The 15,317-nt window shown below is 39.0% G+C and carries 12 protein-coding genes; 6 read left to right on the top strand and 6 right to left on the bottom strand.

Annotated elements, in window-relative coordinates:
• Positions 1-64: 64 nt before the first annotated feature.
• The 6 genes from PALI_RS16875 to PALI_RS16850 all read right to left on the bottom strand — a co-directional run bounded on the left by PALI_RS16875 (position 65) and on the right by PALI_RS16850 (position 7,242).
• On the bottom strand, positions 65-1,552 hold the full coding sequence (locus PALI_RS16875) for a sensor domain-containing diguanylate cyclase (protein WP_455430561.1): 1,488 nt from the start codon (positions 1,550-1,552) through the stop codon (positions 65-67).
• Positions 1,553-1,904: 352 nt separating this feature from the next.
• Positions 1,905-2,960, bottom strand: coding sequence for a hemin-degrading factor (locus PALI_RS16870; protein ID WP_193156801.1), 1,056 nt, complete (start codon positions 2,958-2,960; stop codon positions 1,905-1,907).
• Between the two features lie 44 nt (positions 2,961-3,004).
• On the bottom strand, positions 3,005-5,098 hold the full coding sequence (locus PALI_RS16865) for a TonB-dependent receptor domain-containing protein (protein WP_193156800.1): 2,094 nt from the start codon (positions 5,096-5,098) through the stop codon (positions 3,005-3,007).
• Positions 5,099-5,502: 404 nt separating this feature from the next.
• Entirely contained in the window at positions 5,503-5,916 is a 414-nt protein-coding gene (locus PALI_RS16860; protein WP_077535415.1) for a biopolymer transporter ExbD, read from the bottom strand.
• Positions 5,909-6,460, bottom strand: coding sequence for a MotA/TolQ/ExbB proton channel family protein (locus tag PALI_RS16855; RefSeq protein ID WP_193156799.1), 552 nt, complete (start codon positions 6,458-6,460; stop codon positions 5,909-5,911). Before PALI_RS16855 ends, PALI_RS16860 begins: the two co-directional genes overlap by 8 nt.
• A 14-nt stretch (positions 6,461-6,474) precedes the next feature.
• Positions 6,475-7,242, bottom strand: coding sequence for an energy transducer TonB (locus PALI_RS16850; protein ID WP_167368301.1), 768 nt, complete (start codon positions 7,240-7,242; stop codon positions 6,475-6,477).
• Between the two features lie 67 nt (positions 7,243-7,309).
• Between PALI_RS16850 and PALI_RS16845 the strand changes: the two genes are divergently transcribed.
• The 6 genes from PALI_RS16845 (at position 7,310) to PALI_RS16820 (ending at position 14,946) form a co-directional block, all read left to right on the top strand.
• Positions 7,310-8,227: a heme/hemin ABC transporter substrate-binding protein gene (locus tag PALI_RS16845; RefSeq protein ID WP_077535412.1), complete on the top strand. Its 918-nt coding sequence runs from the start codon at positions 7,310-7,312 to the stop codon at positions 8,225-8,227.
• Between the two features lie 5 nt (positions 8,228-8,232).
• Positions 8,233-9,288 (top strand): FecCD family ABC transporter permease, encoded by a 1,056-nt coding sequence (locus PALI_RS16840; protein WP_077535411.1) that lies wholly within the window; start codon positions 8,233-8,235, stop codon positions 9,286-9,288.
• Entirely contained in the window at positions 9,288-10,073 is a 786-nt protein-coding gene (locus tag PALI_RS16835) for a heme ABC transporter ATP-binding protein (protein WP_077535410.1), read from the top strand. The genes PALI_RS16840 and PALI_RS16835 overlap by 1 nt, the downstream gene beginning before the upstream one ends.
• Before the next feature lie 153 nt (positions 10,074-10,226).
• A complete protein-coding gene (locus PALI_RS16830; protein WP_193156798.1) occupies positions 10,227-12,038 on the top strand; it encodes a glycoside hydrolase family 3 protein in 1,812 nt (603 codons plus the stop codon).
• Position 12,039: 1 nt separating this feature from the next.
• A complete protein-coding gene (locus PALI_RS16825; protein ID WP_193156797.1) occupies positions 12,040-12,774 on the top strand; it encodes a 5-oxoprolinase subunit PxpA in 735 nt (244 codons plus the stop codon).
• 153 nt (positions 12,775-12,927) lie between these two features.
• Entirely contained in the window at positions 12,928-14,946 is a 2,019-nt protein-coding gene (locus PALI_RS16820; RefSeq protein WP_193156796.1) for a S9 family peptidase, read from the top strand.
• Positions 14,947-15,317 lie beyond the last annotated feature (371 nt).

Raw genomic sequence — 15,317 nt, 5'->3', positions numbered from 1 at the left:
AGGAAGGTAATTTAATAAAATAAAAAGCCTCTGTATTAATTCAGAGGCTTTGTGATCAGGTGACTTAACTTATTTGTGCAACAACGCACTGGTTTCGACCATGTTCTTTTGCATGGTATAGCGCTTTGTCGGCACATTTATACACTTGATCTATGTCGTTGCTATGCTCAGGCCAAGTTGCAATACCTATAGATATAGTTATAAATCCAATGGTTTCCATACTTGTGGATTCAACAGTAATTCGTAATCGCTCTGCTATATTAAACGCGCTTTCACTGTTTTCATTCGGTAATACGAGCACAAACTCTTCACCACCAATACGCGCTACAATATCGTCTTTTCGAGATAACTTTTTTATAATGCTGGTAAGTGCTTTAAGCGCTTCATCACCTTTAGCATGGCCAAAGGTATCATTTACACGTTTAAAAAAATCGATGTCTATTTCTAAGATTGCAAAGGGTGTTTGTTTAAGCATAAGCTGGTTGAGCAAACCATTTAAGCTTCTACGATTATGAGTTTCGGTTAAGGGATCTGTTTGCGCATCGTAACGAAGTTGTCCTATTTGCATTTGCAAAATATTCACTCCTTTGAGCATGGCAAGTTTTAACCTTTGGCTTTCAAAATACCATGATTTAATACTTTTCAACTTTGTAAGACTATTTGGATCATCCAGCGTAGTGGCGCCTTCAGCAAGTTGTTTTAAAGGCCTTGAAATAAAGTGAGCAAACAATCCAATTAAAATAAACGTAATAATAGCCATAGGCAACGTACGTTTGATTACCTCAACTATTAATAAATCAAGCGATGCAAGTGTGGTCTTAACTGGTCGTTGAGCAACAATTCCCCATTGCGTTTGTGCAACAGGCGCGAAACCAGCAAGCATTTCATTACCCTGACTATTTAAAGCCGTAGCAGTGCCTCTTTCTCCTGCAACCACTTTATCTATAATGGCATTATTAGCGATATAAGTGCCAATACGTTCATGATCTGGGTGATAAAGTAAGCGCTTATTTGCATCGACCACATAAATATAGGTTCCTTCTTTATAATAGTGCTGCTCAAGCAGGCTATTTAAAATGTTGCGCTCTTTTAAATAAAGAGTTCCACCTACGTAACCTAAGTAATCACCTTGTAAATTAAATAGCGGGTATGAAATAGAAATAATCAAATTTCCCGCAGCCGACATATAGGGCTCACTAATTAGTGGCTGTCTCTGCTCTAAGGCTTGTAAGGCCCCTGTTGAATAAATTGGCTTGTCGATAATTTGAGGTAAATCAGGTGAGGTGGCAGCAATAATACCGCGTTTATTAATAACCACTGAGTTAAAGCTATTTGTTTGTAAATTTAGTCTTGTTACTTCTTCTTGCAAAAGCGCATCATTATTTATACTCAGCTCTATTTTTTTAGCTGAATAAGCTAATTGCTGCATTGCTGCCTCTAAAAAGTTATCGGTTGCGGATGCTAGTTTATTAGCATAAGCGTAGTTACTTTTTAATGTGTAGCTCATTAGCTGCTCTTTTTGCACCTGATAAGTAGAATGAAAACTACTCACAAGTGTGCTTACAGAAGCAGTAAGTGCTAACAATAAAATAAGAAATCTAAGGTTTAAAGCAGGTAGTAATTTGTATAACAAATGCGTATCGCCCACAGTACAAACAATTATGTGTGTACCTTTTTGTATATTATACCAACAATTATAACTGCTTAATGCCCTATAATCTAATTACTAAACTCAAAAAACCTCTAGAACGAACCCAAAGTTTAACTTTTGTGCACTGTTGGTCGTCTATTTATAGAAAGTAGCCACACGATATAAGCGTGGCTTTGCTCAGCAACTAAGTACACTGCTATTAATTGAACCTTAATATAAACAGCCCTAGATTTATTATTTAGCTTTGTCTAGTTCAGGCGACTAAGCGCTGTTGCCAAAGCTGCTCACACAAAGTAATCCATTTATTTGATTGCTTATTACCTTCGGTTCTGCGGCCAAACAATGTCAGTACTGTGTTACCTAAGCTGTCAAAAAACTCGATAGAATGAACAACAACGTCACCATTATCGGTTGGTTTTTTTACAACAAATGCACGAGCAAAATCATCACTCCTCACATGTAAATTAAAGCCCTCATCAAGCACGTTATACCATGGGCCAACTTGCTTTAAATTATTTAGTGTGCCTGAATATATTTGCACTGCGGCATCATTATTAACAAAAATCATTACCTCATTTTGCTGTTTTTTTAACGTTTCAAATATATAAGGCAGGCTTATTGGGAGTATTTCTTGTGCCCAATGAGGTTGAGCTATTTCAAGGGCCTGTGTTCTACATACATCAAATTTGGTTAATAATGCGGGGAAGTGATGTACATCTTGCAGGTTTTCCCATGCGTCTAAAAACCCTGCCAGATCAATATTTTCTTGAGGCTTAAATGTTAAAGCTTTTACAATTTTTGGCTCTATTGCTAACACATTACTTTGTTCGCAATCACTGTATTTATTAATTAATGCTTCGTATGCTGCTAGGTTTGTTTGCTCAGTGCTAAAAATTTTATGAACGGCTTGCCCATATTTATCAAAGCACTGAATACTCACCATATTATTTAGCTTAACGGCGAATACACTCGCCCATTTATACAAAAATAATCTTAAGTCAATTCCGCCAGGGTTTATGGCTATTGCCATTTTTTGCTCATTACGTTCTGATGTATATAATTTCTCGTAACACCCTTTAATTTCATTAATCACCAGTTCGTTTCGGGTCATTGCCATAACATGCTCAAGCTTTTTTAAGCCTTTGAGAATGCTTTCAATATGATTTATGTCGAGTTTAATTGCATTAGTACCAACTTGAGCTGCAACTAATTGCGCCTCGGTGGTATTTAGCTTTAAAGCAGCGTCAACAGCTCTAATAGTAGGCTGCTCTGCTTTTAAAGCTTGGTATTGATTAAATAATGTGTTCATTATGTGCTCCTAAAAATGCAGCAACATTTACATGCTGCTGCAGCTTAAAATTTAAAGCTAATCTGTGTTTTAATGTTACGACCAATACCGTACTCACCAACTCCACCACCTGTACCTGCAATTACCTGATATTCTTTATCGAATAAATTATCAATTGCAACTCGTGCGCTCCAGCTTTTGTTTATATCCCAACTCGCGTTCATACCTATTAGCGTATAGTCTTTGTGTTGCTGCTCTACGCCATTAATGAGCACTGTTCGTTTGTCTACATTTTGAATTCTCAAACCGGTTTTAATGGTATCGTCAAAAAAGTGTAAACCAACACTTAGTGCAAGCTTGTCGGCAGGTAAATACCATAAAGGTTTATTGTTTTCGTTTTCACCAGAAATACGGCTATAAGAAAAGTTGGCATAACCAAGGGTATGCGCATAATTAACCTCAAACTCAATGCCATCACGTTGATTGTCACCAATATTGCTATAGCGTGGCGCTGGTGCAGGGTTTGTAGCGCTATTCGTGTTTGATTGAATTTCATCATTTACATCTATATCAAAATAAATGAAGCGAGCAGTTAGTGCGTCTCTACTAGTCAATACATTCGCTGTTTGGTAGCTCATGCCAACTTCTTTATTCGTGCTATTTTCTATTTCTAAACCTAAAGCAGGATTACGACCGCTGTATTGGTCGTATAGCTCGTCAATTAGCGGCGCTCTAAAGCCTTCTTGGTAACTTGCAAAAATAGCGAACATTTTGTTTATTTGATAGTTAGCCGTAACAGCGGGGACAACTTGAGAGTGTTCGGCTTGAGTATCTAGATTATTAAATATTTGGTTAAAACAGCTGGTTGCTGTTGTCTTATATTTCTCAAAACGAAGACCCCCTGTAAGCGTCAGATCTTGCCACGTAAATTCATCTTGAATATACACACCTAAGCGCTTTTGAGTACCTCCTGGCTGAGAAGTAATTTCAGCTTGTACCGCGTTATTTGCGTATTCAACACACTGATACGTTTGCCTATTTAGATTAAGGCAAGGATAACTGAGCTTTGTACCGATTCGCTCTTTATCTGAATACTGAATCCCATACGTTAATGTATGCTTATTAAAAACAGAGGTATTTGCAATATCTAATGTTGCTATGTTGTATTCATAATTAGAGGCAATGCCAATAAAATCTTTTAATGTACCTAAACCATCGCTCTCTGTCACTTGACTTTGACTATACCCAAAACGGGCATTTAAATTAACATACGGGTTATGTGCAGGGTTGAGCTCATAACTTAAATTAGTAACCGATTGATCTATCGTTCTATAAACTGTGCCCCACGCACCAGGATCCGTGGTATTAAATTCAGTCCGTTGGCTGTCTTCACTTTTTGTGTATGAAAGCCCAATTAACGAGTCTTCATTTAAATAGTATTCGCCTTTTAATAGTAGCGATTCAGCTTCAATTGCTGAGTTATCCAATGTTTTCCCATTAGATAATTCAAAATCATCACTGCTTCGTTTTACATAGGCTGCAACGACATCAAGCGATTCTGTAGGTCTTGCGTAGGCGTATACTGCACCATTCTTTTCGTTATTATTTCCATGGTGACCAAGCTTAATTTTAGCGCCCGCTTTTTCGTTAGGTGCTAAAAAGTCACTTGCATCTTTAAGCTCCATTTCTACTACACCACCTAAAGCGCCACCACCATGTAACACGGTGCTTGGTCCGCGCTTTATGCTTACTGAGCGGTAAAGTTCGGGGTCAGAAAAAAAGCTCCCCATTCGATATTTTTCAAATGTTTGAATTGCACCATCAACACTTATTAATACATCTTCTGCATCACTAAAACCGCGCACACTAAACTTTTGGCCTCCGCTTCTTGGGCCACCCGTTGACGTAACATTTGGCACATTAATAAGACTATCAAACACAGTACTTGCAAGTACCCGTGCTATTTGCTGCTGTGTAATTACGTTAACGGCTTGAGCTGAGTTTAAGGCTGATTTGGCGGTACGCGTTGCCGTAACGGTTACTGCATCAAGGGTGGTGATTGGAATTTGATTGTCTAAGCTGTCTATTACTTTTATCTCAGCAGCCATAAGAGGCATTGAAACGCTGGCAATACATAAAGCCAGTTTTGAAAGGCGCATAATTTACTCCGTATAATAGTTTTATTTTGTTTAAACACGGCTGGTCGGCCATATTTTATTACTTTATGCTTAAGACATAGCCCCTAGGGCCTGTTTATCTTTCGAGGTTAAATTTGCAGCAGTCTGTTTGGTATTTAGGCAAGGCAGAGCCTATGGTGTGTGGTTACTCCCCATAAATAGGCGATAACGCAGCATAAATGCCAAACATGCGCTGCCCGAAGGGTTCTGCCTAGGGGCAATTTACTCTTTGTTGCTCGGTTTTTACTTAGCCCATAGGTTACAAACCTCACGCCGCGATTAAATCGCCCCTAGATTGAACAAATTTTAATCCTGAAAGGTCAACAGGCCCTAGTAGTCTCAAGCCGCTGCACTATAACAAAATAAAACTCAAATGATAATCATTATCACTCGCTTTTAACTAAAATATTTGCAACTTGGTATTTCTCTCTCGACAAAGCGGCCAATAGCACAACAAGCTCACCACTTGGTACTTGCTCATCAACGGCTAAATAAAGTGGGATATCTTGTTTTTCTGCTTTTAATGCTGTTATAGCACTACTTAACGAGTCATAGAGTTGGTGGTCAAATCCATATTGTGTTTTTTTATTATGAATACGTACACTCAACACTTGCACATCAGATTGCTGTACCGGCGTACTGGTATTTTTTCCTGTATCAGGGAGAGTTACATCAAGCATATTTAATTTTACTGCCGCAGTGAGTAGCAAAAACACCAACAAAATAAACAGCACATCTAATAAGGCTGTTAAATCAGGTAATAAAGGGGGGGTTGAATTATTTTTGGGCAGCTCAAGCATGCGGGCATTCATTAAATGTAAAGGTATAATTTAGATGATTAATAACACGTGTAAATTCATTTTGTAGAGCATCCAACATGCCATTTAATAAGCCACTTGCTAATAAGCATGGAATAGCAATAACTAATCCAGCCATAGTCGAATACATCGCCTCCCATAGTCCATCGGCGAGTAATGCAGGGGTAACAGCTTGATTTGTTTGTGCTATATTTTTAAACATAAGGACTAATCCCCACACAGTTCCTAATAAGCCCATTAATGGGCTTAAAGAAGCAAGTAAACTAAGTATATTTAAACGCTTACGCCAGTTAACTAGACAATCTTGTAAGTACAACTGGCACCACTGCAGACGCTGTTCGCTTGGTTGTTGTTGTTTACTCTTAAGCGCCTTTGCAAATTGACTGTGCCCAGCTTTATGTTGCTGTAACTGCAGCTTAGCAACGAGCATTACGAAACTGCGCTCAAGTACAATAGCCAGTGCAATTATCGATAAACATAATAACGGCCAAGCCATTATGCCAATGGCATTAAATACAAATTTCATACGATCACTCTTAATTATACGTTTAACGAAAATTTAATTGGCACACTAAACAATGCTTTTACTGGATGGCTATTTTTTAATACAGGGTAAAACTGCCATTGCGCCACATTATTAAGTGCAGCCTGATCAAGCTCTACAAAACCACTGCTTTTGATCAGCGTAAGCTTGGCTATTTCTCCATTTTTATTTAGTTCTATTTGCAACATGGCGACACCTTCATAACCTCTTTTCTTTGCACGTAATGGATAAGATAAAGTAGGTTTTGGGGCTTTAAATAAAGGTAGCTTTGCAATGTTCACTAGTTCACTGGTCGCTGAATTTTGTTTACTTAACTCAGCTGCAGAAGCCATCTGTGTCGGCGTTTTTAAAGAGTCAGCCTTAACGCTTGCTGCTGTTTTTGAAGGTTTCCGCTGCACAGGTTTCTTTTTGGCGACTGTTTGCTGATTAACTGTTTTCTTTGTTTGTGGTTTTATTTTACGAGGCGGCTTATTTATAACCGATTTGCTTATAATTTTGCTATCTGGCTTTGTTGTTTTACTAACGTGCCGCCTTTGACCTGAAAACATTGTACTCGCTGTAGGCTCAATTACAGCTTGGGGCTGCTCGCTTGCTTTTACCAAGAGGCTTTTGCTTATCGCGACTTGTGAATTAATCAGATTAATTGAGACTTTATCGGCTCTTTGCCCCTGTAAAAACGTAATAGGGGTGTGCGTCTCGGGTTGAATAAACAAACCAATAAAGTGGAAAAACCCAGATAGAATGATAAAAATAGTAAATTTCATATCTTTTAAATATAAATGATAACTGTTATTATTTGCATTAACCAATGGTATCAATATCGGATTTGTTATGAAACCCCTATTTACATATTTAGTCATCGCTAGCTTTTTAATCACTACGAACATATCTCAAGCATTAGAACCTACCCCGCAAAGAGTCGTAGTATCTGGTGGTTCAATAACCGAAATAATTTATGCACTTGAAGAACAAGATCGCATTGTAGGAGTCGACAGCACTAGCGTGTTTCCTATTGCTGCAACACTAAAGCCGCAAATAGGTTACGTACGAAAGATAAGCACTGAAGGCATACTCTCTTTAATGCCCGATCTTGTTTTAGGGGAAGCCGACACTGGGCCAAAAAAAGTCGTCTCGCAACTACAAAGTACGGGCGTAAATATGGTTATTCTCTCAGAGGAAGATAACTTTTTAACCATAGAGAATAAAATTAATCATATTGCAAAATTGCTTAATGTACCTGCTAAAGGCCACACTTTAGCAAACAGCCTAAAAGCCGATAGAGATGCACTACGCTATGTTTTATCACAATCTGATTATAAACCTCGCGTGCTCTTTGTTTTAAGCGTTCGCAGTGGACAACCTATTGTTGCTGGGGCGCATACCTCTGCAAATGAGTTAATTAATGCTGCTGGCGGCATTAATATAGCTGCAAAGCACTTAGATAACTGGAAACCACTTTCAACCGAAGCTGCATTAGCATTTAACCCCGATGCAATTATAACGATGGGCCGTCATGGTGATGACCCTCTTACCGACATAGCCAAATTAGCTCATTTTAAGTTCTCTAACGCAGCAAAAAATAAACAAGTATATAGTTTTGATGGCAGTTACTTATTGGGTATGGGTCCACGTACTCCGCAGGCCGTAGTTGAACTTGCCAGCGTATTACACCCCAGTACTCAACTGCCTACTGGTTATAAGTTTCGCTTTGCTAAAACCTCTCAGACAACAACTGAATTAAGCGAGTAATCAACATGCTTGCATTAGGCAGTACCATGCTCACAGGGCATAAACAGCGCAAAATGGCGATCCCGTGTTTACTCATAGCCTGTGTTTTAATGTTTTTTACGGCGCTTAGTCAAGGTGGGGTTAACTTAAGTTTTAGTGAAATAATCGCCATTATTAACAATCTTGAAAGTGATAGTTTAAAAAATGCAATTATTTGGCAAATTCGTTTACCACGTATTGTATTAGCAATGGTGGTAGGTGCAGGCTTGGCTGCGTGTGGCGCTGCTATGCAAGCTATTTTTAGAAATCCATTAGCCGATCCTGGTTTAATTGGCGTATCCAGTGGTGCTGCACTTGGCGCGGTAGCAACCATAGTATTGGGCACCAGTCTATTTACTAATTTTAGTAACACTTTTGGCGTTTACGCTGTGCCTATAGGCGCTTTTTTGGGCTGTATTGCTGTATGTGCGTTTATTTATAGATTAAGTGCGCACAGTGGCCAGTTTACTATTATTAGCTTATTGCTTGCAGGAATAGCCGTAAATGCAATAGTTGGTTCATTTATTGGTGGGCTCACTTTAATTAGTAACGAGCAGCAACTTCGGGACCTTACGTTTTGGAGTATGGGCTCGCTTGCTGGCAACCATTTTGCAATGATGCTGCCATCCCTTTGTATTATTGTCATTAGTATTTCGCTGTTAATGCGCTTAGCTAAACCACTCAACTTATATTTACTTGGCGAAGCACAAGCTAAACATTTAGGCATAAATGTTACACGTCTCAAAAAACAGGTCTTTATTTGCACTGCCCTTTGCACAGGTGCTGCGGTATCAATTACTGGCATAATTGGCTTTGTAGGCTTCATAGTGCCTCATATTGTGAGATTAATATTAGGACCCGATCACCGTTACTTAATGCCCGCAAGTATATTAGGTGGGGCATTATTACTAAGCTTTGCCGATTTATTTGCACGTACTGTGATGCTACCCGCTGAACTTCCAATTGGTTTAATAACGAGTGCAATCGGTGGTCCATTCTTTTTACTAATGCTATTAAAAACATACAAAAAACGGAGTCACTAATGCTGTGTGCTAACAATATCTCTGCACAAATCGGCTTAAAATACTTACTGAATAATGTTGATTTTTACGTAAAACCAAAAGAAGTCATTGTCATTATTGGTCCTAATGGCGCTGGTAAGTCATCGTTATTAAAAGCGCTTTGTGGCGACATTAAACTGACACAAGGCAGTATTTTGCTTGACGAGCAACCATTGCATACATACACAGTTGAAGATTTAGCTACGCGCCGCGCCGTATTAACTCAAAATTATGAACTCGATTTTCCATTCACAGTAAGCGAAGTTGTTGATATGTCTCACTTTGCTCATCAAATGCAATATAGCCGACAAACTTTGAAGGAATTTTCAAACCAAGCCATTGAGGCGCTTGGCATTACGCATTTAAAAGATCATACTTTTACGCAACTCTCAGGCGGAGAAAAGCAACGAGTTCAGCTAGCCCGCGTGCTGTGCCAAATTCAACCTACTTTAAAAATAAATAAACCGGCCTACTTACTCATCGACGAGCCAACATCAAGCTTAGATATTTTTCATCAGTACGATGTAATGGCTCAAGCCAAAAATATTGCACAACAAGGTGCCGGTGTTGTGGCAGTGATCCATGACCTATCATTAGCGGCAAGTTTTGCCGATAGAATTTACATGATTAATAACGGTGTAATTGAAGCAACGGGCCCTCCTGAGGAAGTGTTGACCGCAGAGCGACTGAAGCACGTTTATAATATTAACGCTCAGCTCAATAACAGCGTGCCAAATATGCTTCCACATATACAAATTAGTTGTTAAAAACAAGGTTTATAAAAACGCCTTCTGTATGGCTTTGCAGTTGCTTCAAAAAGTAGATAAGCTGCATATACTTATCTATTTTATTTAGCCTTGGAGTCAGTTTTGCTAAATAAGTATGTTGTATCGTCTATCGTTTTTTTATCTGGGTGCTTAATGCCATTACAATCTTCCTTTGCTAAACCTGTACTTTCTCTTGAGCAACAACTTGGCCAAAAACTTATGGTTGATCTTCGCTATTTTTGTGAGCAAGGCAGCAGTAAACAATGCAGAACACCTTTAACTCAATTACCAAACGAGCTTGCACAGGCAATTACAAAGCATAATATTGGTGGTGTTATTTTATTTTCTGAAAATACCCAATCAGTTGAACAAATAATTACCCTTAATAACCAATTACAAGCTGCAGCAAGCCAATCCAGTAGTAAACTGCCGTTATTCATATCAATAGATCAAGAAGGCGGACGTGTCGCTAGACTACCACGTGATGTCGCCACCTCATTTACAGGTAATATGTCGATTGGTGCTACATATAAAAAACACGGAGTAAGCTTTGCGACTAAAACAGCCACTGTCATTGCTAAAGAGCTGAGTACTTTAGGTATAAACGTAAATTACGGCCCGACTGTTGATGTAAACATGAACCCTGACAACCCCGTTATAAACGTACGTTCATTCGGAGAGAACCCTGCAATAGTAGCTGAACTTGGCGCTGCGCAGGTTGCAGGCTTTGAAAACAACGGTGTTATCACCTCGTTAAAACACTTCCCTGGGCACGGCGATACAAACGTAGATAGCCATACAGGTTTACCCAAAGTAAACCATTCTAAAGAGATTATTTATGAGCAAGATTTAGCACCGTTTAAACACATTATCGCCAAACAAAACCCTGGTATGATAATGACGGCGCATATTCAATACCCAGCCCTTGATAGCACCACGTTTGTAAGTGTTGATGGTAAAACGATGATAAAGCCCGCGACTATGTCACGTAAAATCATTACTGATATTTTACGAGGCGAGCTTAATTATCAGGGTGTTGTAATAACGGATGCACTTGATATGGCAGGTATTAGCCACTTTTTCACACCCACTCAAGCGGTGATCAATACATTTTTAGCAGGTGTTGATATAGCTCTGATGCCTATTGAAATTAGAACACCAGACGATTTTATAAAATTAGATGAATTGATTAAAAGGCTTGTTGACGCAGTCAAAGCAAAACAACTAAATGAGCAGGAAATATCACAATCGGCTCAGCGTATCGTTTTACTTAAAAACAAATTTGAGTTAAGTACTCATTTTGACCCTATCAACGCACTCATAAATGCAAAGCAAACAATTGGCAGTGCAGCACATCGTGACATAGAAGCGCAGCTTGCTGTAGAGGCAATAACGCAAGTTAAAAATAAACAAAACACTTTACCGCTTAATCTTAAATCGGGTCAGCATGTGCATATTATTATGCCTGACACACGTAAATGCATGGCAATGCAGCAAGCGATTGAAGCTATAAGTGATAAAAAGCTCAACTATACCTGTAGTAGTCTCCAAGGATTTAATCCACAACAAGCACATGCAGATATTACTACTGCCGACGTGATCATTGCTGGTAATGCCACGCCCAATCAAAGTGCGGTAGAAATTGGCGGTATGGACGATTTAAAAGACGATCCTAATTTTGCACTTAATAATGCAGAGCAACCAAAAGCCCTTAAATCATTACTCAACTTTGCTAAAACTAAACATAAAAACACTGTATTTATAAGCCTCAGAGCGCCTTACGATATTGCCGAATTTGGCGATTATGCCAATGCTGTGCTCGCATCATATGCATACAATATTGATGTAGATAAAGACGATATGGTAGCGGGCCCTGCTTTTACAGCGCTTGCGAAAGTACTATTAGGGAAATCGCCTGCTAACGGCGTATTACCTGTCACGATAAAACCGCAAGAAGCGCACTAATATGAAACTTAACTGTGATTTAGGAGAAAGTTTTGGTGCATGGAAAATGGGCCTTGATGATGACGTAATGCCACATATTGATATGGCTAACATTGCCTGTGGTTTTCATGCCGGCGATGCCGATGTAATGGCAAACACGCTGGCGCTTTCCAAACAGCATAATGTACAAATTGGCGCTCACCCAAGCTACCCAGATTTGCAGGGTTTTGGTAGACGTTCAATGGTGCTTAGCGAAAAAGAGCTTACAAATTGCCTACACTACCAAATTGCTGCCCTTGAAGGCATGGCAAAAATACAAGGTTTAACTCTTAGCTACGTAAAACCACATGGCGCGCTTTATAACGATATGATGAATAACGAGGAAATATTACAAACCGTTATAAGTGCTATTGCTAATTACCCTAGCAATTTAAAATTAATGATTTTAGCCACTGAAAATACCCATAAGCATACTCAAATAGCTAAAGACTTAGGCGTTGAGCTAATACTCGAAGCATTTGCCGACAGGCAATATAACGATGACGGGCAGCTAGTTTCACGAAAACTGCAAGGAAGCGTTCACAACAAAATAGCTTTATTAGAACAAGTTACTCAACTTTTATCCGATGGTAGCGTGACAACACGAACAGGAAAAAAATTAATGCTTAATGCACATAGCTTATGTGTACATGGCGATAATGCCGATGGCATCGCACTTATAAAAGAGATTAAAGCGCTTTGTAACTCAGCCAATTAGGCTTTTCACACAACCTTAAATTATAAGCTGTAAACCCCCTTTACAGCTTTAACTCACAGATAAAATTTAGAGTTTCATCGCATCCGTCTATTAATCCTTGTTTACCTAACATATAACTGTATTAACAAAAGTAAAATCACAACAGGGATAAAAATGAAAAAACTTTTAACACTTAGCCTCGTTTTAGGCTGTAGCAACTTAGCCTACGCTGAAACAAACACACTACAATTACAAGATGTATTCAATTTAGAGTACGCCAATCAAATAGACATAACCGAAGATGGTAAAACTATTTACTTTGTACGTAATCGCATGGACATAAAAACAGATCGTAAAGTAGGTAATATTTGGTCCGTTGATTATAAAACAAAACAAATGCAGCCATTAACCTCTGGCATTCATATGGATTATTCGCCAGTACTGTCACCTGATGGTGAAAGGCTTGCGTTTATATCAACCCGCGATGGTAGCAGCCAAATATATATTAAATGGCTTAAAACAGGTGCTATGGCAAAAATTAGCAACTTAACCAGCAGCCCACGTGCAATCACTTGGAGCCCTAATTCTAACCAATTAATATTTAGCATGTTTGTTCCAAGCGCTACTTCTGCGCCAGTAAGCTTACCAGGCAAACCAAAAGGAGCAACGTGGGCAGAGCCCGCCAAGTTTATTGATGATGTTTATTATCGTTCAGACGGTGGCGGTTATACACAAAAGGGTTTTAATCAGCTATTTACCATAGACGCTAACGGCGGTAACGCTAAACAACTCACCCATGATGAATTTAATAACGCCGGTGATGTAAGTTTTAGTAAAGACGGCAAGTCGCTTTATTTTTCTGCAAATAGACATGAAAACTACCAGCTAAAACCCACGAACAGTGAAATTTATCAACTTGATTTAGCCTCACAAAATATAACCGCAATTACCGACCGCAATGGCCCTGACGAACAGCCTAAAGTATCTCCTGATGGTCGTTACTTAGCGTACACAGGTTACGATGATAAACGCACTAACTACGAAAATACTCAGCTTTATATTCGCGATTTAAAAACAGCTAACACGACAAGTATAACGCCTGATTTTGATCGCAGCGTAGGTCAAATAAAATGGAGTGCAAATTCAAAAGGTCTTTACTTTAGTTACGACGATAAGGGTCAAACGGCGCTTGCCTATCAACCACGCAACGGTAAACGTAAAATAATTACAGAGCAAATTGGCAGCGTTGCCTTTGGCCGCCCTTATTCTGGCGGCGACTTTGATGTGAGCGAAGACGGTGAAGTCGCCTTTACCCTTGCTGACACCCAGCGCCCTTCAGATATAGCAACAATTAAACGTGGTAATGCGCAGCGCTTAACAACCCTTAATAAAGATGCACTAGGCAATAAGCAACTTGCCAAGGTTGAAGAAATATGGATTAAATCGAGCCACGATGAACTCCCGATTCAGGGATGGATTGCCTACCCGCCAGAGTTTGATAGCAGCAAAAAATACCCACTAATACTAGAAATTCACGGCGGCCCAGTTGCTAATTACGGTCCACACTTTAGCACCGAGATTCAACTTTTTGCAGCAAAAGGAAATGTCGTTTTATATATGAACCCACGTGGTAGTAATTCATACGGAAAAGAATTTGCACAAACCATTCATCATAATTACCCAAGTAACGATTTTGATGACTTAATGACTGGCGTTGATGCAGTAATAGCGAAAGGCTTTATTGACGAGTCTAAATTGTTTGTAACCGGTGGCTCTGGCGGCGGTGTATTAACTGCATGGATTGTAGGTCATACCGATCGCTTTGCTGCAGCTGTAGTTGCTAAGCCTGTTATTAATTGGATCAGCTTTGTACTAACTGCCGATTTTTACCCGTTTTTTGCTGATTACTGGTTTCCAGGAAAACCATGGGATCACATTGAGCATTATATGAAGCGCTCACCGATTAGCTATGTTGGTAGTGTGAAAACTCCTACTATGTTGCTCACTGGTGAATCTGACTACCGGACACCAATTTCAGAAACTGAACAGTTTTATCAAGCACTAAAACTACAAGGCGTTGATACCGCAATGGTGCGAATTCCTAATGCATCACATGGTATTACAGCTCGCCCATCTAATTTAATGACTAAGGTTGCTTATATTCAATGGTGGTTTGATAAACACACTAAATAAACTCTGGATAATAAATTTATAGCTTAAATAAAAGTCACTTCAAACAAGTGGCTTTTGTATTTACTGCGGTAGTATTCAAACTGTAAACCCCCTTTACACTTCTATGACAATTAAATATCGGACTTAGTTAATAATTCAGTTAGTAAAATTTCGGTTTATAGCATTTTTTATTACTTGAGTTGGTAAAAAACCGGTTTGGGTCACTGTTTATAACCTCTTAGTTAGTAAAATTTTGTTTTATAGCAACGAGAAGTTAGTAAAAAATCGGTTTGTGAATTCGCTAAGTTTGCCGATTAAAGCAAAAATCAGTCACTTATCCACATTTTTAGGTCGCTGTAAAAGATATTTACAGCAAAATCACTTAAAAAATG

Source organism: Pseudoalteromonas aliena SW19 (assembly GCF_014905615.1).
GTDB classification, from domain to species: domain Bacteria; phylum Pseudomonadota; class Gammaproteobacteria; order Enterobacterales; family Alteromonadaceae; genus Pseudoalteromonas; species Pseudoalteromonas aliena.
This window is presented reverse-complemented; position numbering and strand designations above follow the sequence as displayed.